Annotated in this window: 17 protein-coding genes; 1 reads left to right on the top strand and 16 read right to left on the bottom strand. The window is 55.7% G+C overall.

Annotated elements, in window-relative coordinates; translation table 11 throughout:
- Window positions 1-80 precede the first annotated feature (80 nt).
- A complete protein-coding gene (locus KORLAC_RS10085; RefSeq protein ID WP_068306107.1) occupies window positions 81-347 on the top strand; it encodes a hypothetical protein in 267 nt (88 codons plus the stop codon).
- 48 nt (window positions 348-395) lie between these two features.
- On the opposite strand, the gene fabZ is transcribed toward KORLAC_RS10085, so the two are convergent.
- From fabZ to KORLAC_RS10005, 16 genes are all read right to left on the bottom strand, one after another.
- Window positions 396-833, bottom strand: coding sequence for a 3-hydroxyacyl-ACP dehydratase FabZ (gene fabZ, locus KORLAC_RS10080; RefSeq protein ID WP_068306104.1), 438 nt, complete (start codon window positions 831-833; stop codon window positions 396-398).
- 15 nt (window positions 834-848) lie between these two features.
- Entirely contained in the window at window positions 849-1,439 is a 591-nt protein-coding gene (locus tag KORLAC_RS10075; RefSeq protein WP_068306101.1) for an OmpH/Skp family outer membrane protein, read from the bottom strand.
- A 22-nt stretch (window positions 1,440-1,461) separates the two neighbouring features.
- Window positions 1,462-3,957 (bottom strand): outer membrane protein assembly factor BamA, encoded by a 2,496-nt coding sequence (bamA, locus tag KORLAC_RS10070; RefSeq protein WP_068306095.1) that lies wholly within the window; start codon window positions 3,955-3,957, stop codon window positions 1,462-1,464.
- 132 nt (window positions 3,958-4,089) lie between these two features.
- Window positions 4,090-5,223, bottom strand: coding sequence for a M50 family metallopeptidase (locus KORLAC_RS10065; protein WP_068306092.1), 1,134 nt, complete (start codon window positions 5,221-5,223; stop codon window positions 4,090-4,092).
- 10 nt (window positions 5,224-5,233) lie between these two features.
- A complete protein-coding gene (locus tag KORLAC_RS10060; protein WP_068306089.1) occupies window positions 5,234-6,406 on the bottom strand; it encodes a 1-deoxy-D-xylulose-5-phosphate reductoisomerase in 1,173 nt (390 codons plus the stop codon).
- Between the two features lie 2 nt (window positions 6,407-6,408).
- Window positions 6,409-7,209 (bottom strand): phosphatidate cytidylyltransferase, encoded by an 801-nt coding sequence (locus KORLAC_RS10055; RefSeq protein ID WP_068306086.1) that lies wholly within the window; start codon window positions 7,207-7,209, stop codon window positions 6,409-6,411.
- Window positions 7,210-7,225: 16 nt separating this feature from the next.
- Window positions 7,226-7,966, bottom strand: a complete 741-nt coding sequence (locus KORLAC_RS10050) for an isoprenyl transferase (protein WP_068306083.1) — start codon at window positions 7,964-7,966, stop codon at window positions 7,226-7,228.
- A 1-nt stretch (window position 7,967) separates the two neighbouring features.
- The gene (gene frr / locus KORLAC_RS10045) at window positions 7,968-8,531 is read right to left on the bottom strand and encodes a ribosome recycling factor (protein WP_068306080.1); all 564 of its coding nucleotides are present in this window, start codon (window positions 8,529-8,531) and stop codon (window positions 7,968-7,970) included.
- Between the two features lie 2 nt (window positions 8,532-8,533).
- Window positions 8,534-9,256: a UMP kinase gene (gene pyrH, locus KORLAC_RS10040; protein WP_068306076.1), complete on the bottom strand. Its 723-nt coding sequence runs from the start codon at window positions 9,254-9,256 to the stop codon at window positions 8,534-8,536.
- Window positions 9,257-9,454: 198 nt separating this feature from the next.
- A complete protein-coding gene (gene tsf / locus KORLAC_RS10035; protein ID WP_068306073.1) occupies window positions 9,455-10,381 on the bottom strand; it encodes a translation elongation factor Ts in 927 nt (308 codons plus the stop codon).
- A gap of 92 nt (window positions 10,382-10,473) precedes the next feature.
- The gene (gene rpsB, locus KORLAC_RS10030) at window positions 10,474-11,379 is read right to left on the bottom strand and encodes a 30S ribosomal protein S2 (RefSeq protein ID WP_074519314.1); all 906 of its coding nucleotides are present in this window, start codon (window positions 11,377-11,379) and stop codon (window positions 10,474-10,476) included.
- Window positions 11,380-11,527: 148 nt separating this feature from the next.
- Window positions 11,528-12,298, bottom strand: a complete 771-nt coding sequence (locus tag KORLAC_RS10025; protein ID WP_068306071.1) for an NUDIX hydrolase — start codon at window positions 12,296-12,298, stop codon at window positions 11,528-11,530.
- Window position 12,299: 1 nt separating this feature from the next.
- A complete protein-coding gene (dnaE, locus tag KORLAC_RS10020; RefSeq protein ID WP_068306067.1) occupies window positions 12,300-15,809 on the bottom strand; it encodes a DNA polymerase III subunit alpha in 3,510 nt (1,169 codons plus the stop codon).
- A 25-nt stretch (window positions 15,810-15,834) separates the two neighbouring features.
- Window positions 15,835-16,254 carry a DUF1761 domain-containing protein gene (locus KORLAC_RS10015; protein WP_068306063.1) on the bottom strand — a complete coding sequence of 140 codons (420 nt, stop codon included), beginning with the start codon at window positions 16,252-16,254 and terminating at the stop codon, window positions 15,835-15,837.
- A gap of 54 nt (window positions 16,255-16,308) precedes the next feature.
- Window positions 16,309-17,001 carry an ABC transporter ATP-binding protein gene (locus KORLAC_RS10010; RefSeq protein WP_068306060.1) on the bottom strand — a complete coding sequence of 231 codons (693 nt, stop codon included), beginning with the start codon at window positions 16,999-17,001 and terminating at the stop codon, window positions 16,309-16,311.
- Window positions 16,994-18,241 (bottom strand): lipoprotein-releasing ABC transporter permease subunit, encoded by a 1,248-nt coding sequence (locus KORLAC_RS10005; RefSeq protein ID WP_068306056.1) that lies wholly within the window; start codon window positions 18,239-18,241, stop codon window positions 16,994-16,996. Before KORLAC_RS10005 ends, KORLAC_RS10010 begins: the two co-directional genes overlap by 8 nt.
- Window positions 18,242-18,264 lie beyond the last annotated feature (23 nt).

Here is an 18,264-nt window from a genome sequence, read left to right as displayed (position 1 = left end):
AGCCAGTCCCTCGGGGCTGGCTTTTTTCTTGCCTGCAATTCTGTGTCATACTGCCATGCGACCTTATAGGGAGACGTGAGATGGAGCTGACAGCAACCAACATCGTCATTATCTGCCTGGCCCTTGTGGCTCTGGCTTCCACGGTTGGAATGGCCGTCAACAGGAACAAGGGCGCGGGCAAGGGAATTGGCGAAAGCATCAACCAATTTGCTATAGCAACCGTAGTTCTACCTATCATCGCTATTCTGGCAATAGCCGGTGTCCTGTCGTTGGAAGTCACAGGAACCTTATTGGGCGCGGCGATTGGTTTTGTCGCGAATGGCCGTCAGAACCGCATAGCCAAATAAAAAGGCGGCCTCAGGGGCCGCCTTTCCGAATTCTGATATGTTACCGCCCTAGCTTGCGCCGAGCATGGCTGTCAGCTTGGCTTCCGTCACCAGTTCGCCATCGACGAAGGCTTGCGCATCAAACTTCCACACAGCGCCACCACCACGGGTCTTGACGACTTTCATCTCAAGGCGGTCACCAGGGCCAACCGGTTTGCGAAACTTCGCGCCGTCAATGCCCATGAAGTAAACAACCTTGCCGCGGGCCTCTTCACCCAGGAAGTCAATCGCCAGCACGCCGGCTGTCTGAGCCATTGCCTCAAGGATCAACACACCTGGCATAACGGGCTTTTGCGGGAAATGCCCCGGGAAGAATGGCTCGTTGATGGTGACATTCTTGATACCGGTCGCACTTTCGCCTGGTACCACGTCAACCACTTTGTCCACCAGCAGGAAAGGATACCGGTGCGGTATCGATTCCATGATTTTCTGGATATCAAACGCCATTGGTCAGATCCCTGCTTACTGGCCTTCGCCCTGCGCCGGCGCAGCTGCATCATCAGCTTTCTGCGGCATGTTCAGTGACACAGTCGGCAGCTCAGCATCAAGCTTTTCGATGAACTCTGTGGTTACGTCGATGCCCGCTGCAGAGCCCAGAACCAGGCGCTTCAGCATGATAACCTGCGCCTTCCGGTCATTGAGGAGCGCACGAATAACCGGCTGGCGCGCGCGCTCAACCTGAACCATGGCTTCCTGACGCAGTTTGTCGAAAGTATACTCCAACTGGCTCAGGGCCTGCTGCGCCTGAACATACTGGCTCTCAAGCTTGCGCTTTTCTTCTTCATATTTGTCGTTGCCGATGATTGCCTTGCGCTTTTCAAGGTCGGCCAGCTGCTGCTCAACAACACCGCCACGGGTGATGAACTGGCGCAACTGTAGGATATTCTGGCGCAGCTCTGCAGTTTGCAGGTTGAAATCCTTGTATGCCGCCGCTTCACGCTCAACGCGCTCGTCGTCTACGGTCAGGATCTGTGCCGTCGCGACTGTCGTGATGGTCAGCGCTGCAAGCGCGCCCACAACAGCCATTTTCAGTGATTTAAACATGTTACCCATTATATTTTCCCTAGTTTCACCCTTAGAAGGCGGTCCCGACGTTAAACTGCAGCGTCTGCGTGCGGTCGCCCAATTGTTTTTTCAATGTCTTCGACAGATCGATCCGGAAAGGTCCGAATGGCGACTGCCAGGAGAAGCCAATCCCCACGGAAATCCGTGGTGCAGGCGAGTTACCCGAAAGACAGTTTGTGTTCAGGCTGGAGAGATTGCTGTCAGCCTCTGCCGCATCAAAATCAGCCTGCGAGAAGGTACATTCCAGCAGCTCGTCTTCTTGTGCGCGGAACAAGGAGCCAACATCGACAAAGGCCGATGCCTGAATACCGGATTCAAGTGCTGCGTCCCCTAGCGGGAAGAAAAGTTCGCCACGGCCAATATAGTAGGCCGTACCACCCAGCGACTGTTCGCTGCTGAAGTCACGCGGCCCCATACCGGCTGTATCGAAACCGCGGATACGCGGCCCACCGATAAAGAACTTGTCCGACAAACGAATGTCCTGGCCAAGGCCATGAATGATGCCGGTCTCGCCGCCAATACGGAAGGTCCAGCCCTGCCACGGCGTCCAGTAATTGTCGAAGTTGATCGACGAACGCAGATACCGCACATCGCCACCCAGGCCAGCAAAGTCCTGGCTGAAGTAGAAGCTGTGACCGCGTGTTGGGCGGATGACACTGTTGAGCGTGTTGAAACCGAGTGTATAGCCTAGGATCGACTGATAGCGGTTACCAAGCGAATCCTGAATACCACGGCTCAGGGCGACAGAACGCTCGTCGACGCTGAGGTCTGAGATGCTTGACACGCCACTACCATCAGTATCGAAGTCAGCCAGTGTTACAGCGCCATCGCCGTTTACATCATACAGGCCAACACGACGCGTGATCTCATCTTCGTCAGTCACACCGTCGGTTGTGCGAACATTGTAGAAATTCTGGAAGAAGCTGTTGAGGAAGCCATCCAGGATGCTGACATTGTCGCGACGCAGTGTGTAGCGAGTGGACAGTGTCCAATATTCGCTAACCGCCATACCAGCGCGCAAAGAGAAGCCCAGTGATTTGGTATCGAAGAACGAGCCAAACGAGCTGGAGTCTACTTTACGGGCGAAGATATCGAAGCCTGCGGCCACGCGGCGGCCAAGGAAATACGGCTCTGTAAAGCCAAGATCGATTTCCTGACGTGTTCCGGAAAGGCGCAGCCCCAGACGTAGATCCTGCGCCATACCACGGAAGTTGCGTTGCTGGATCGAGAAGTCGAAAATGAAGTTCTCGAGGCTCGAGAAGCCGGCACCCAGATTCAATTGCCCCGTTGCCTGCTCTTCTACTGTCACATCCAGCACCATGCGGTCCGGCTCAGATCCCTGGATCTGATCGATCGTAACCTCGCGGAAGAAATCAAGACGCTTCAAACGCGTCTCGGAACGGCTAACGAGCGCAGAGTTGAAGGCATCACCTTCCTGAAGGCGGAATTCCCGACGAATTACACGGTCGAGCGTCACCACGTTTCCGCCGATATTGATCCGTTCAACATAAACCCGCGGTGCATCAAGCACGCGGAAGGTGATGTTGATCTTGCGTGCCTCACGGTCGCGGCTGATCTGTGGCCTTACGTCCACAAAGGCATAGCCCAAGAGGCCGGCAGCGTTGGATAGCGATTCTACGGTTTTCTCAATTGCTTCGGCGTTATATGTCATGCCTTCGCGCATCAGCAGGAATGCACGGAACAGGCTGGCGTCCACGTCGCGAATTTCACTTTCCACGTCGATGGTACCGAATTCGTAGACTTCACCTTCTTCCACCGTGAAGGTAATGAAGAAGTCTTCCCGATCAGGTGTCAGCTCGGAAATCGCGGAAACGGTCCGGAAGTCTGCAAAACCTTCATTCAGATAATGCTGACGCAGCACCTGTTGGTCATAGGCCAAACGGTCCGGATCAAATGTGTCGTTTGAGGTAAAGATTTTCCACCAGCGGGATTCTTTAGTCGCCAGAACGTCGCGCAGATCGCCATCACTGAACACTTTGTTACCGATGAAGTTGATGCGGCTAACTTTGGTCTTCGGGCCTTCCTGGATTTCATAAAGCAGGTCAACACGGTTCTGTTCCAGCTGCACCACCTTAGGTTCGATGATGGCGGCAAAACGACCGGACCGCCGATACAGCTCCAGCATCCGCTGAACATCGGCACGCACCTTGGCGCGGGTAAAGACCTGACGTGGGCGCAAGCGCGCCTCTTCAATCAGTTCATCGCGATCAAGGCGTTTGTTTCCTTCAAAGATAATACGGTTGATGATTGGGTTCTCAACCACGCGGACAATCAGGGCACCCTGGTTTTCAGAAAGCTCAACGTCCGAGAACAAGCCTGTCGCAAACAGGTTCTTCAGACTGATATCAAGCCTTTCAGGGTCAAACGGCTGCCCAGGCTGAACAGCCAGGTAAGACGCAATGGTCTCCGGCTCAACCCGTTCGTTGCCGATCACACTGATCTGACGAATAATAGGAGCCTGTTGAGCAGCTGGCTGCTGTGCCATTGCTGGCCCTGTTAGCGAAGCTCCCCCGATCGATAGCGCTACAATAAAGCGCCACATCACGCACATCTTAAAAAAACGCAACTTATTCCTGCCCATTCATATTTTTTTAGCGACAATGGCGGTGAAATTGGCCTAGAGCGCCATGGATTGCAAGTCATTCAGTGTGACAAGCAGCATAAAAATCAACATTAAGGCAAATCCCGCCACAAAACCGGCTTCCTGAGCCTTCTTGCTGATGGGAGAACCCTTAAGTGCTTCAAGGCCATAGTAGAGAAGATGGCCCCCGTCCAGCACGGGAATCGGTAACAGATTGATAATGCCCAAATTGAGCGACAGCATCGCCAGCATCCAGACAAAATACTCAACACTTGCATGCGCTGCTTCCCCAAGCGCATTGGCAATCCGCGGAATGCCCCCAAGTTCTTTCATCGAGCGAACACCCAAGAGCATCTGCCCCAGCGTTGTGAACATGGATTTGGTCGTACCCACCAGACGGCGACCACCCTCATGAAGCGAGAGAAACATGCCCGGGTCTTCGATCCGGCGCGTGTAGGGTGTCCCACCCTCTTCACTGTAATTGCTGACCCCCAACAAGCCGTATGGATATTGGTTATCAAATCGGTCAACGAAATACTCGATACCAATGACCGGGTAAAGAACAGTCTCCTGGCCATCCCGCTCAACAATCATCTCGAGGCGCTGACCAGGATGCAGGCGAATGATACGCGCAATATCGTCGAAGCGCTCAACTTCAGTCCCGTCGATTTCCAAGATTCTGTCGCGGCTCTGAACCCCGGCCTCAGAGGCTCCAGAGTTTTCCGACACAGTTACAACAACTGGGTCAGTGACCACCATACCGTTCATGTAAACGAGGCCCGAGAACACCATCCATGCTGCGATCAAATTGACTGCGGGGCCAGCAAACACAATCAGGGCCCGCTGCCAGAGTGGCTTGAAGTGGTAGCAAACCGCCTTTTCTTCATCCGTCATGCCTTCGGGAATATCGCCGGGGTTGCTGGCTGCAGAGGCGTCGCCATAGAATTTCACGTACCCACCAAGCGGAATCGCGCTGAACTTCCAACGGGTGCCCCGTTTATCGGTCCGCCCTATCAGTTCCTTGCCCATGCCAATCGAGAAAGTCTCGATCTTCACGCCGAAAATCCGGCCCACAATATAGTGGCCCCACTCATGGATAAACACGAGCAGGCTGAAGCCCCCGATAAAGGCAGCGATGGTGAAAAACAGTCCTGGGCCTTCCGTCTCCATAGAGTAATCCTTACTTCTTCCGGCTTGCCAACTGTAGCCCGGCTATGCGCCGTGCCTCTTGATCGATTTCAAACACATTCGTCAGCGATTGTGGCGCTTTCATGTCAGTTTGGGCAAGAGTTTCCTCTACAAGTGATGGGATATCCATAAAGCCAATCTGGCCTTTCAGGAACCCCTCCACAGCAATCTCATTTGCGGCGTTCAACACTGCCGGGGCTGCCCCACCCGCGTCAAGCGCTTCTTTGGCCAGCGCAAGGCAGCGGAATGCCTCATAATCCGGTGCCTGGAAGGTAAGCGATCCGATCTCTGCAAGCGATAGACGCTTTACCGGCGCTTCCATCCGCTCAGGCCATGCAAGGCTATAGGCGATCGGCGTACGCATGTCAGGTGAGCCAAGCTGGGCCAGCACACTGCCGTCATGGTATTCGACCATTGAATGGATCACTGATTGCGGGTGCACCAATACCTCGATCTGGTCCTTGGTGACTGGAAAAAGGTGGAAAGCCTCAATCACCTCGAGACCCTTGTTCATCATGGTCGCGGAATCGACTGATATCTTGGCGCCCATGTCCCAATTGGGGTGTGCCACGGCCTGCGCCGGCGTAACACCCATGAGGTCTGCCCGGCTCCGGCCCAGGAATGGGCCACCCGACGCAGTCAGGATCAGGCGGTCAACTGACTTGGCGGCACCGAAGTCGAAAACCTGGTAGATCGCGTTATGTTCGGAATCCACCGGCAAAAGCGTCGCACCATGTTCTGCAACCTCTGTCATCAGCAGATCACCGGCACACACCAGGCATTCCTTGTTGGCAAGCGCCACCGTCGCCCCGCGCCTGACAGCCGCCATAGTGGGCCGAAGGCCTGCAGCGCCAACAATGGCAGCCATCACAATGTCCGACGGTCGCGCGGCGGCATCAATCAAAGCCTCCTCGCCTGCGGCTGCCTCTACACCGGTGCCCTCAAGCAGATCCTTGAGTACCAGCAGTTTGCTTTCATCGCCGATGACCGCAAGCTGGGCCTTGAAAGCAATTGCCGACTTGGCCAACTCTTCAACTCGACTATAAGCAGTAAGCGCTATAATATTGAATTTATTTGGATTTCTTGAAATCAAGTCAAGCGTGCTTTGGCCCACCGACCCGGTCGCGCCCAAAACCGTTACGCTTTTTTTCACTGTGTCGCTCATCACTATAACTCAAAACCGAATAAGGGCTGATAAGCCATCAAGACCGCGACAGCAGGGGCGACGAACACAAGGCCGTCCACCCGGTCAAGCAAGCCGCCATGCCCAGGGATCAAACCACCAGAGTCCTTGACCCCGAAGGAACGCTTGATACCACTTTCAAGCAAGTCTCCGACCTGGGCCCAGGCCGCCAGAAGCCCGGCAATCCACCAATAGCTGCTCTCAAAGTCAAAGATGGCCGCAAAGGCAACGCTGACAACCGCGCTAAGCCCCATACCGCCCAAAAGGCCTGCCCAGGTCTTCTTTGGGCTGATCTTCGGTGCGAGCTTCGGCCCGCCAATGCCTTTACCGGCAAAATAGCCGCCAACGTCGGTCGCCCAAACCACCAGAAACACCCAGAAAACTACCAAAGCACTGGCCTCGCGCACATAAAACAGCGCCACAAGCGGCAGCGCCACATACCCCAAGCCCGTAAGCCACCAGCCCAGCGTGCGCTCAACCCTGACCAGCAGGCCACCGACAAGGGAAAGGCCTACCAGGGCGCCAATCAACAAGGCGGCAGTGTCAAATCCGGTCACGAGCAAAAGAGGTACGACGGTTGCCATCAGGACAGCAGACAGACCGTGCAACAACCGGGGTTCAATCTTGGTCAGGTCGCACCATTCAATGATCATCAGGGCGCCGCCCAGAGCCAGAAGAGCAGCAAACCACCAACCGCCGACATATATCGGCCAAAGCACCACAGGCAGCAGCAGCACGGCCGACACGATGCGCTTGAATAAATTATCTGAAATCCCAAGAGGCATACGGGCACCCTATTCTTTATGGGCGCACACCAAATCGGCGGTCGCGGTTATGAAAATCGGACACAGCCTCAGCGAATGCCTCTTTGGTGAAATCCGGCCACAAGAGATCCAGAAACAGGAACTCCGAATACGCTGCCTGCCACAAAAGGAAATTGGACAAGCGCTGTTCACCGCTGGTGCGGATGATCAGGTCCGGGTCTGGGAGGCCGTGCGTTGTCAGGGCATTCTCAAAAACAGATTCTGTAATTTCTTCCGCTGCCATCTCACCACTTGCGACCCTGCGGGCCAGCTTTTGCGCCGCATCCAGGATTTCATCCCGGCTGCCGTAGCTGAGCGCAATCACAAGCGTCATCCTGTCATTCTCGGCAGTCAGATCCTCGGCCCGCTCGATCATTTTCTGGATGTCAGCAGAAAGCTTGTCACGGCGGCCTATGACACGCAGGCGAACCTTCTGCTTGTGCATGGTCTTGACTTCGCGGTTCAGATACAGCTTCAAAAGCCCCATCAAATCCCGCACTTCGTCTTCTGGGCGGTTCCAGTTTTCAGATGAAAAAGCGTATAGCGTCAGATACCCGATACCCAGATCCAGGGCACCTTCAATGGCCTCGCGAACGGCTTCCGCCCCCCGCCGGTGGCCTGCAGACCGTGGCTTGCCTTTTTGCGCCGCCCATCGGCCGTTGCCATCCATAATGATGGCAACATGTTTTGGAGGCGCCGCAGCGGGCGCCTCTTCGATAGGCTGGGCCTGAGCTACCATGTTAGACCTGCATGATTTCTTTTTCTTTGGCCTGCAGAAGTTCGTCCACTTCACCAACGAACTTGTTGGTCAGCTCCTGAACTTCGTCGGCATACATCTTGTGATCGTCTTCGCTGATGGATTTGTCTTTTTCCATCTTCTTCAGCTGATCCATGCCGTCGCGGCGCACGTTGCGGATTGCGATACGGCCCGTCTCGGCGTATTTCGCAGCAACCTTGGCCAGCTCCGCCCGACGCTCTTCATTGAGCTCAGGAATTGGAATGCGAACCAACTGACCATCGATCATCGGGTTCAGGCCAAGGCCAGAGTTGCGAATTGCCTTCTCAACGGCTGACACATTGCTTTTATCCCAGACCTGGACCGACAGCATGCGTGGCTCGGGCACACCAACAGTTCCCACCTGGTTCAGCGGCATGTTGGCGCCATATACATCCACCGTTACCGGGTCCAGCAGGCTGGTTGTTGCCCGACCGGAGCGCAGGCCAGCATATTCATGCTTCAGCGCCTCAACAGCCCCCTTCATGCGGCGTTCGATATCGTTCAGATCAAGTTCTTCGTCACTCATGTTTATTCCTCACCCACGATTGTGCAGGTTCCTTCGCCCTGAAGGACCTTCACCAGCTCATCTTGCGTTTGAATAGAAAAGACAACAATTGGAATATTGTTTTCGCGGCTCAGCGAAATCGCCGATGCGTCCATGACTTTCAGGTCCTGCCGCAGCACATCCATGTAGGACAGGTGCTCATAGCGGACAGCCGACGGGTCTTTTTTCGGATCCGCGTTATAGACACCATCAACCTGTGTGCCCTTCAGAAGCGCATTACAGTTCATCTCAGCTGCCCGTAGGGCTGCGGCGGTGTCCGTTGTAAAGAATGGGTTGCCTGTACCGGCTGCGAAGATAACCACGCGCCCCTTTTCCAGGTGGCGGATCGCCCGGCGGCGGATATAGGGCTCGCTCACACTGGCCATCGGAATGGCAGACAGTACCCGTGTGTCCACGCCCACCTTCTCGAGCGCATTCTGAAGCGCCAGCGCGTTCATGACCGTGGCCAGCATGCCCATATGGTCCGCTGTGGACCGGTCAAGGCCTTCTGCAGCACCCTTGATGCCGCGGAAGATGTTGCCGCCACCGACAACCACGCATACTTCGGTGCCGATTTCCCGGGCGCGTTTAATTTCCTGGGACACCCGGTTAGCCGTTACAGGATCGATCCCATAACTGCCGTCGCCCATCAGCGCTTCGCCCGAAAGTTTCAGCAATACACGTTTAAATCTTGGCTCATTGGACATCAGCCAGTATCTCCCCTTACACCTTGAAATCTGGTGTTTATTCTTGCCCGCAGCAGCTTATCCGCTTGGGCGGGACAAGGCTACCGAAGTTTTAAATAAAAATGCGCTTGGCTTCAACGCCGCACTTGGGTGGCGGAATACCTCATAAAAAAGCCCAGGAGAAACCTCCTGGGCTTTTCAACTCTTTGGCGGTGAGTCTTAAACGCCTGCAGCAGCAGCCACTTCCGCAGCGAAGTCGTCTTCTTTCTTCTCGAGACCTTCGCCCATTTCCATGCGTACGAAGCTTACGAGTTCAATTGCAGTGCCAGCGTCTTTCGCAGCTTTTGCAATTACGTCTTCGATCTTGCTTTCGCCGTCGATAACGAACGTCTGTTTCAGAAGAACGATTTCCTCAAGGAACTTGCGCATACGGCCAACGATCATCTTCTCGATGATTTCCATTGGCTTGCCGGATTCCTTGGCTTTCTCGATCTGTACCTGCTTCTCGCGCTCTACGATTTCCTGGTCCAGGTCAGCTTCAGACAGGGACGCCGGGTTGGCAGCGGCAATGTGCATTGCAAGCTGTTTGCCCAGAGGCGCCAGAACGTCTTCACCAGCGTCGGATTTCAGGGCAACCAGAACGGCGATTTTGCCCATGCCATCAGCAACAGCGCTGTGGATGTAAGAAGCAACAAGGCCGCTTTCAACTTCAGCAACAGCGGCACGACGGATAGTCATGTTCTCGCCGATGGTTGCGATATTGTCGGTCAGGACTTCAGAAACTGGCTTGGAGGAACCTGGGTAGGTTGCAGCAGCAATTGCTTCAACATCGGTACCAACTTCCAGAGCAACGCCAGCCAGGTCGCCAACGAACTTCTGGAATTTCTCGTTGCGGGCAACGAAGTCAGTTTCGGAGTTGATTTCGATTACAGCGGCTTTGGTGCCAGCCGCTTTAACGCCAACAAGGCCTTCAGCAGCAACGCGGCCGGATTTCTTCGCAGCAGCAGCAAGACCTTTGGTGCGCAGCCAGTCAACAGCGGCTTCAAGGTTGCCGTCTGTTTCTGCAAGCGCTTTTTTACAATCCATCATGCCTGCGCCGGAAGTCTCACGCAGTTCTTTTACAAGTGCGGCAGTAATTTGTGCCATCGGAATTCCCCTTACGATCTGTGGAGATCTAAAGTGTAGATATGAGGAAGCCCCCGAAAGCCGAGACTTTCGGGAGCCCGCTATGAAAAGTGTTACTCAGCCTTGTCGGCGTCAGCAGCTTTTGCAGCTTTCTTAGGCGCAGCTTTCTTCGCAGGAGCCTTCTTTGCAGCAGCTTTTTTCGCTGGCTTCTTCTCTTCAGCTGGAGCTTCAGCAGCAGCTTCTTCAGCTGGTGCAGCTTCAACTTCAGTTTCAGCCACAGCTTCTTCAACTGGAGCGGCCTGAGCACCAAGGTCAACGCCTTGAGCAGCCAGTTCAGCCTGAATACCGTCCAGAGCTGCTTCAGCAAGCAGGTCGCAGTACAGACGCAGCGCACGGGTCGCGTCGTCGTTGCCTGGGATTGGGTAATCAACACCTTCTGGCTTGGAGTTGGTGTCGATAACGCCAACAACAGGGATGTGCAGACGGTTGGCTTCAGCAATCGCGAGGTCGTCACCGATTACGTCCACAGCAACAATAATGTCTGGCAGACCGCCCATGTCCTGGATACCGCCCAGGGAAAGCTCGAGCTTGTCGCGCAGGCGCGTCAGCTGCAGAGTTTCTTTCTTGGTCAGACCAGTGTGCTCTTGACCGAGTTGCTCGTTGAGCTGCTTCAGGCGCTTGATGGACTGGCTGATGGTCTGCCAGTTGGTCATCATGCCGCCGAGCCAACGGTGGTTTACATAGTACTGGCCGCAACGCTTTGCAGCTTCAGCAATGATTGGGGATGCTTGACGCTTTGTACCAACGAACAGAACGCGGCCGCCGCCGGCAACTACGTCACGAACAGCCTGCAGAGCACGCTGGAAGTATGGAACTGTTTGGGACAGGTCAATGATGTGAACGCCGTTACGCTCGCCGAAGATAAACGGCGCCATTTTCGGGTTCCAACGGTGGGTCTGGTGACCAAAGTGTACGCCTGCTTCCAAGAGGGCGCGCATGTCGACTACTGGCATCGCCATAATACTACTCCTTTTCCGGTTAAGCCTCCGTGGGCGTGCGTATCGGAAAACCATTTCCCGAAACACCGGATGGCGGCCTGCCAACACAGCAGGAAGCCTTCACCCACGTGTGAAGTCGCGCGTCGTATAGGCCTTTAATGGGGGTAGATCAAGCTTTTTTTGCTATTCCGCTCGCTTCAACGGAAAGTTCTTTCGGCGTGGCCGCCGTAACGCCGAAGCCGGTTGCCGGATCGATGGTCAGTTTTACGCCCGCCTGGCCCATATGAACCACAGGCAAAGTACGGATAACCCTGGCTCGCCGGGCCTGCCGAAGCGCTTCATTCACGGTTGTGGCGCGCGCCAGTTTCATCAGATTAAGGCGTGTCGGAAACATCAGCGGAATACGGTCGTTTTCCCAGTCATCAAGAATGCGCCGGGGGTTCACCCAACGGAAGGAAATGGCCTCATTGCCATCATGCAGCGCTGTATCACCGTTATGGGGCGCCAGATAGAAGTGTGTGTCGAACCGGCGCGGCATAGGTTCCGGCGTAACCCAGTGGGCGAACGGCACCATATTTAGGATATCAAGCTTGACGCCGGCCATGCGCACCATGCTCGCAAACGGGGTTGCGTTCGCAAGGGTCCGTTTCGGTGACTTGTCAGTCAGCAGGATACCGGCTTCCTCGTATAACTCCCTGAGCGCCGCAACCCGGTAAGGGAAATCGCGCATGGCGCTGCGGCCGGTGGTGATGCCCTGCCAGCGCCAACCCTGCATGTCGGCCTTGTCGACCTTGCCGCCGGGGAACACAAAAGCGCCGGGTGCGAACTTCATGGTTTTAGCCCGCTCGATCATCAGGACTTCCAAGCCGCCCTGCCCGTCACGGATCACCATGATGGACGAGGCTGGTTTGGGAAAAGCGATCTTGCGGCTATGGTCCAAGTTATACTTCCTCTACGGACAGAACACCCATTTCAGCGGCAACAGCCTGTTTCAGTTCCGGCGTCACCTTGAAGCGCCCCGGCAGCTTGAATTCGGCATAGCGACTGTTATCAGCCACCGGCACCCGCATGGTCACGCGGCCTTTGCCGCCTGCTTTACGATCTAGGGCGGCTTTGATGCCGGTAAAGGCCTTTTCCGATTCCACCTCAACAAACAGCCCCTTGGAAGACTGCGAAGCCACATGCTCCAGGCTTTCAATACCGCGACACGAGAGGCCGATGCTGTCGTCATCATCCCGCTTTCTGATCTGGACGGACACCACCACAGGGGACCCCTCTTCCACCCTTGCGCGGATGGCGTCCAGGTCATCTTCGAATGCCATGATCTCAAAGGCGTCCGAGCGGTCAGACAGGGTCAGGCGGCCAAATTTGCTGCCGCGCTTGGTATTGCCCTCGCGGTAGCCTGCAATTGCGCCTGCCATCCGAACCGTCTGGCCAATAAGACCTGGGTCGGTATAGACCTCCTTAGCGGGAATGATGCGTTCGCGCTGCAGGATCGTGTCGTATGTATCCAGTGGGTGGGCTGAAATATAGAAACCGACCGCGTTTTTCTCATACTCAAGGGCTTCAGTGTCCGTCCAGCTTCTGACCTGCGGCAGGCTTGGGCGATCCACGCTCTTGGCCATTTCCCCGCCAAACAGGCTGACCTGGTCGCTTTCGCGTTCCTTGGCTTCCATCTGGGCCACGCGCATGACCATCTCGGCCGCCGCATAGGCCTTTGCACGGTCGGGCTCAAGGCTATCGAACGCGCCAGCCGAGGCCAGACGCTCTATCTGGCGTTTGTTGAGATATTTGGGGTCAACGCGCTCGGCAAAATCGAAGATATCCTTGAACAGGCCGTTCTTCTCACGCTCTTCGATGATGCTTTCCATGGCCTTTTCACCGACGCCCTTGATAGCGCCAAGCGCATAGCGAACACCCAGGTTGTGGCGTGGGTCTTCCTCGTCACAATAGGGTTCTTCAACGGTTTCCACCACGAATGGCACAAAGGACCGGTTGATATCAGGTAGCAACAGCGGCACTTCCATGCGCTGCAGTTCCTGCTTGAAGGCCGCGAGCTTGTCTGTGTTCCCCAAATCCAGCGTCATGATCGCCGCCATGAACTCAACCGGGAAGTTGGCCTTCAGATAGGCCGTATGATAGGCCACCAATGCATAGGCCGCAGCGTGGGATTTGTTGAAGCCGTAGCTTGCGAATTTCGTTACAAGATCAAAGATATAGCTGGCTTTTTCCGCGTCAATGCCGCGCTCGACAGCGCCGTCACAGAAGCGGCCCCGTTGCTTGTCCATCTCTTCCTTGATCTTCTTACCCATGGCGCGCCGCAGGATGTCTGCTTCACCAAGGCTGTAGCCGGACATGACCTGCGCGATCTGCATCACCTGCTCCTGGTAGATGATCACGCCGTAGGTTTCGCCCAGGATTTCCTCAAGGATCGGATGCGGGTATTCGACCTCAAGCCGCCCGTGCTTGCGGTCGATATAGGTTGGGATGTTTTCCATGGGCCCCGGGCGGTACAGGGCCACAATTGCGATGATATCCTCGAACTTATCCGGCTTCAGGCCCTTCAGGACCGACCGCATGCCGGTACTCTCGAGCTGGAACACCCCAGCCGTATCGCCCTTTGCGAGCAATTCATAAGCAGGACCATCCTCAAGCGGCACATGGGCAAGGTCCACCTCAATGCCGCGATCACGGATATAGTGAACAGCGCGGTCAAGCACCGTGAGTGTCTTCAGGCCGAGGAAGTCAAACTTCACAAGGCCCGCCAGCTCCACCCATTTCATGTTGAACTGGGTAACTGGCATATCGGATTTGGGGTCGCGGTAAAGCGGCACCAGCTGATCGAGTGGCCGGTCACCAATCACCACGCCCGCTGCGTGGGTGGATGAGTGTGCGTAGAAGCCTTCGAGCTTCAACGCCCGGTCCATCACGCTTCTGGTCAGCTCGTCATTGTTGATCTCAGCCTGCAGCCTGGGTTCGCTGTCGATCGCCTCCTGCAGGCTCATGGCGTTCCCAGGGTCGTTCGGAATCATCTTCGACAGGCGGTCTGTCTGGCCGTGCGGCTGCTGCATCACCCGGCCACAGGCCTTTACAACCGCCCGGGCCTGCAATTTACCGAAGGTGATGATCTGCGCCACATGGTCATAGCCATATTTGTCCTGCACATAACGGATCACCTTCTCCCGCTTGTCCTGGCAGAAGTCGACGTCAAAATCGGGCATGGATACCCGTTCCGGATTCAGGAAACGCTCGAACAGCAGCGAGAAGCGAAGCGGGTCGAGATCGGTAATCTTGAGCACCCATGCAACCACCGAGCCCGCGCCGGACCCACGGCCTGGACCAACGGGAATGTCGTGGTCCTTGGCCCACTGGATGAAGTCCGCAACGATCAGGAAGTAGCCCGGGAACCCCATCTGGTTGATAATCCCCAGTTCATAATCCAACCGGTCCCAATATTCCTTTTCCCACTCCTGGTCCTTGCCAGGCGTCAGGCTTTCTTCTTTGGCCTTGATATCCAGGCGTTCGCGCAGGCCGTCTTCGGACTGCTGGCGCAACAGGTCGGCCTCAGACAGGTCAAGGCCGCGGGTAAAGTTGGGCAAAAGCGGATCGATCTTGTCGACCTTATACGCACATCTATGTGCAATATTCATTGTATTTTCAATTGCTTCTGGAAGGTCTTTAAAGAGATTTATCATCTCATCAGCTTCCTTGAAGCGATACTCCGGATTCAGCTTCCGGCGGTCCTGCACAGCCACATAGGTGCTTTCCGCCATACACAGAAGCGCGTCGTGCGGCTCATACATGTCAGGCCCGACGAAGAAGGGCTGGTTGGTCGCCACGATCGGGATATCGTGGTCATAAGCCAGATCAAGGAAGTCTTCCTCGGTCTGCTCCTCCGTCGGCATGCCGTGGCGCTGGATTTCCATGTAAAGCCGATCGCCAAACAGCGTCTTCAACGACCGCAGGCACAGGTCCGCCTCTTCCTTCTTGCCCTCCAGGAGTAGAGCACCGATGGGCCCAGACACGCCACCCGTCAGGCAGATGATACCCTCTGTAAGGCCCTTGAAGCCTTCAAACGGGAACTGTACGCCAGCCTGGGGGTCGCTTTCGAGGTGGGCCTTTGAGACCAGCTTCATCAGGTTCTGGTAGCCCAGCTCAGATTGCGCCAGCAGCACCAGCTGGTCTGGCTTGGCAGTCTTCTTGCCCTTCGCCTGATGATCCTTGAAAGGGTTCTTCACATGCAGGGTAACGCCAATGATGGGCTGCACCCCGGCGTCTGTCGCATATGATGAGAACTCAAGCGCCGCGAACATATTGTCCGTATCGGTCATGGCCACGGCGGGCATCTTGTGCCCCACGCACTGTTTCACCAGGTCTTTGACATGAATCGCTCCCTCAGAGAGAGAATATGCCGTGTGAACGCGCAAATGCACAAAGCCCGCGTGGCTCATAAAATCTTACTCCAGACCCTTTTGGTTAGTTCCAGACGCCCATCATCGCGCCCATTGCCATCATTGCAAGCGTGATATTGCCCATATGAATGAGAAAATGACGTAGTGTCTTGTTCTCAAAGGCATAATTAGCAAATGTGCCGCCCCCGATTATCAGGATGGACAGGACAAAGCCGACCTGCACGCCGCCCATCCAGCCGCCGTCCGCGAAAGACTGCATCGACAGGATGAATTCAAGACCTGCTGACAGAAACAAGGCGGCCACAAAGCTTTGGGCCATTGCCTTGGCGGGACTGCCAGATGCCTTGATTTCCTCTTCCGTAAGGCCCATTTCAGCCATCCAGGCTTTGCCCGCTATGGGGCCATACCAGATGCTGCCAACAGCCATATAAATCACCGCGCCCAAAAGCACGGCAAGCCAGTTCATGTTTGCGAGTAATTCCATTGTCTCCCCCTCTCCCAAGTGAGGGGTGTAGAGTAGCCGCAAAAGCGCACGCGCTCAAGATTCGTGAAGCACGCCTGCCGACAGATGCAGTTGCCGGTCCATTTGCCCAGCAAGGGACAGATCGTGCGTGGCAATCACTGCAGCCAGCCCCCTGTTCCGAACCATGGAAACGAACAATTCAAAAACGCGGCCCGCGGTTTCCTCATCCAGGTTTCCGGTTGGCTCATCTGCCAGCAAAAGCGATGGATTGGCCACAATCGCCCGCGCGATAGCCACCCGCTGCTGTTCGCCGCCCGAAAGCTCGGCAGGATTATGAGACAAGCGGTCGCCCAGCCCCATCTCGACCAGAATTGCCTCAGCCTCTTTGGCGGCTGTTTTCGTGTCAACGCCGCCGATGCGCAGCGCCATCTGGACGTTTTCAAGGGCTGAAAAATCCGGCAGAAGGTGGTGGAACTGATAAACAAAGCCAAGTTTGGATCGGCGAATCTGGCTGCGCACATCATCCTTCAAGTCAGCAACTCGCTCGCCAGCAATGGCAATCGTCCCGAAGGTTGGCTTGTCCAGAAGGCCAGCAAGCTGCAGCAAAGTACTTTTGCCAGAGCCGGAAGCCCCCACAAGCGCCACCAGCTCGCCCGGCTTTACCGAGAGGTCAATGCCCTTGAGGACGTGCAGTTCCTTGTGGCCCTGAAAAAAGCTCTTGCAGATGCCCGTCATCTCAAGCGCGAGGGGTGCTGTTGCGTTACTCATACCGAAGCACCTCCACAGGATCGAGCTTGGCGGCCCGCCGCGCCGGAATCACGGCCGCGATCAGCGACAGCAGCACGGCAAGCCCGATGGTCAGGCCAGCTTCAAACCAGTCCACATCGGCACGAATGCCAGAGATAAAGCGGACAGCAGGGTCCCACACATCCATGCCCGTCATGCGCTCAACCAAATTTTTGATGCCTTCAATGTTGGCAATGGTCACCCACGACAGCAAACAGCCAACACCGATTCCCACCAAGGCAACGCACAGGCCCACGGTTACGAAGATACGCTTGATGGCCCCTTGCGTGGCGCCCATGGTCCGAAGAATGGCAATATCAGGCGATTTGTCCTTCACCAGCATGAAAAGGCTGGAGGAAATGTTGAAAACCGCCACGACGATTATCAATCCGACAACCAGGAACATGACAACGCGCTCTGTTTGCAGCGCACCAACCAGGCTTTGGTTCAGCGAGCGCCAGGACCGGACAAAGGCACGCCCGCCGACCACCTCGGCAATCGTCGGCCCCATGTCGTCTACTGCATCCGGGCTCGTCAGCATCAGCTCAATATTGGTGACCGTGTCGCCCAACCGGAAAAACCGCTGGGCTTCCGGAAGCGGCATGCCGATAAAGCTTTCGTCGAACTGATAAACGCCGATCTCAACGACGGCCGCGACAGGAAAGGAAAGATACCGGAGGGTTGACCCAAAAGGGGTTGAAACAGAATTCGGGCTGACGATGGTAACGGTATCGCCCGCAGTAACCCTGAGCCGGTTGGCAAGCTGCATCCCAAGCACGACGCCGCCGACTTCAGACGCCTGCTCAATGTTCCCCGCGACAGTGCGCGCCACATTCAGCTTTTCTTCGGTGAAATAATCGTCCGGCATACCGCGCACCAATGCGCCCCATGCCTGCCCTTCCTTGGTGACCATGACCTGGGATTCGCTGAAGGGCATGAGCTTCACTACGCCGTCGACCTGCTCCAGGTCCTTCAGAATATCCTGATAGTCATTGATCTTGCCGCCATAGCCCTGCACCAGCACGTGGCCGTGATAGCCGAGGATTTTATCCATCAGTTCAGCCCGGAAGCCATTCATCACCGCCATAACAACAATCAGGGCCCAAACCCCAACGGCAATGGCTGTGATCGACAACAAGGCAGTGACGGAGATAACAAGGTCATTCTTGCGCGCAAGCAGATAGCGCTGCGCAACAGACCATTCAAATCCTCGTGCTATCACCAAACTCCCCCTTCTTTGGGCCG

The sequence above is a fragment of the Kordiimonas lacus genome (assembly GCF_001550055.1).
GTDB lineage: Bacteria > Pseudomonadota > Alphaproteobacteria > Sphingomonadales > Kordiimonadaceae > Kordiimonas > Kordiimonas lacus.
The sequence above is the reverse complement of the archived record's forward strand: the minus strand, read 5'-3'. Positions and strand labels throughout refer to the sequence as shown.

Excerpts from the sequence above, each read along its gene's own strand:
- KORLAC_RS10060 (WP_068306089.1), bottom strand. The coding sequence starts at position 6,406 with ATGAGCGACACAGTGAAAAAAAGCGTAACGGTTTTGGGCGCGACCGGG.
- tsf (WP_068306073.1), bottom strand. The coding sequence starts at position 10,381 with ATGGCACAAATTACTGCCGCACTTGTAAAAGAACTGCGTGAGACTTCC.
- KORLAC_RS10075 (WP_068306101.1), bottom strand. The coding sequence starts at position 1,439 with ATGGGTAACATGTTTAAATCACTGAAAATGGCTGTTGTGGGCGCGCTT.
- KORLAC_RS10050 (WP_068306083.1), bottom strand. The coding sequence starts at position 7,966 with ATGGTAGCTCAGGCCCAGCCTATCGAAGAGGCGCCCGCTGCGGCGCCT.
- frr (WP_068306080.1), bottom strand. The coding sequence starts at position 8,531 with ATGAGTGACGAAGAACTTGATCTGAACGATATCGAACGCCGCATGAAG.
- KORLAC_RS10055 (WP_068306086.1), bottom strand. The coding sequence starts at position 7,209 with ATGCCTCTTGGGATTTCAGATAATTTATTCAAGCGCATCGTGTCGGCC.
- pyrH (WP_068306076.1), bottom strand. The coding sequence starts at position 9,256 with ATGTCCAATGAGCCAAGATTTAAACGTGTATTGCTGAAACTTTCGGGC.
- KORLAC_RS10010 (WP_068306060.1), bottom strand. The coding sequence starts at position 17,001 with ATGAGTAACGCAACAGCACCCCTCGCGCTTGAGATGACGGGCATCTGC.
- fabZ (WP_068306104.1), bottom strand. The coding sequence starts at position 833 with ATGGCGTTTGATATCCAGAAAATCATGGAATCGATACCGCACCGGTAT.
- KORLAC_RS10065 (WP_068306092.1), bottom strand. The coding sequence starts at position 5,223 with ATGGAGACGGAAGGCCCAGGACTGTTTTTCACCATCGCTGCCTTTATC.
- KORLAC_RS10085 (WP_068306107.1), top strand. The coding sequence starts at position 81 with ATGGAGCTGACAGCAACCAACATCGTCATTATCTGCCTGGCCCTTGTG.
- dnaE (WP_068306067.1), bottom strand. The coding sequence starts at position 15,809 with ATGAGCCACGCGGGCTTTGTGCATTTGCGCGTTCACACGGCATATTCT.
- rpsB (WP_074519314.1), bottom strand. The coding sequence starts at position 11,379 with ATGGCGATGCCAGTAGTCGACATGCGCGCCCTCTTGGAAGCAGGCGTA.
- bamA (WP_068306095.1), bottom strand. The coding sequence starts at position 3,957 with ATGGCACAGCAGCCAGCTGCTCAACAGGCTCCTATTATTCGTCAGATC.
- KORLAC_RS10015 (WP_068306063.1), bottom strand. The coding sequence starts at position 16,254 with ATGGAATTACTCGCAAACATGAACTGGCTTGCCGTGCTTTTGGGCGCG.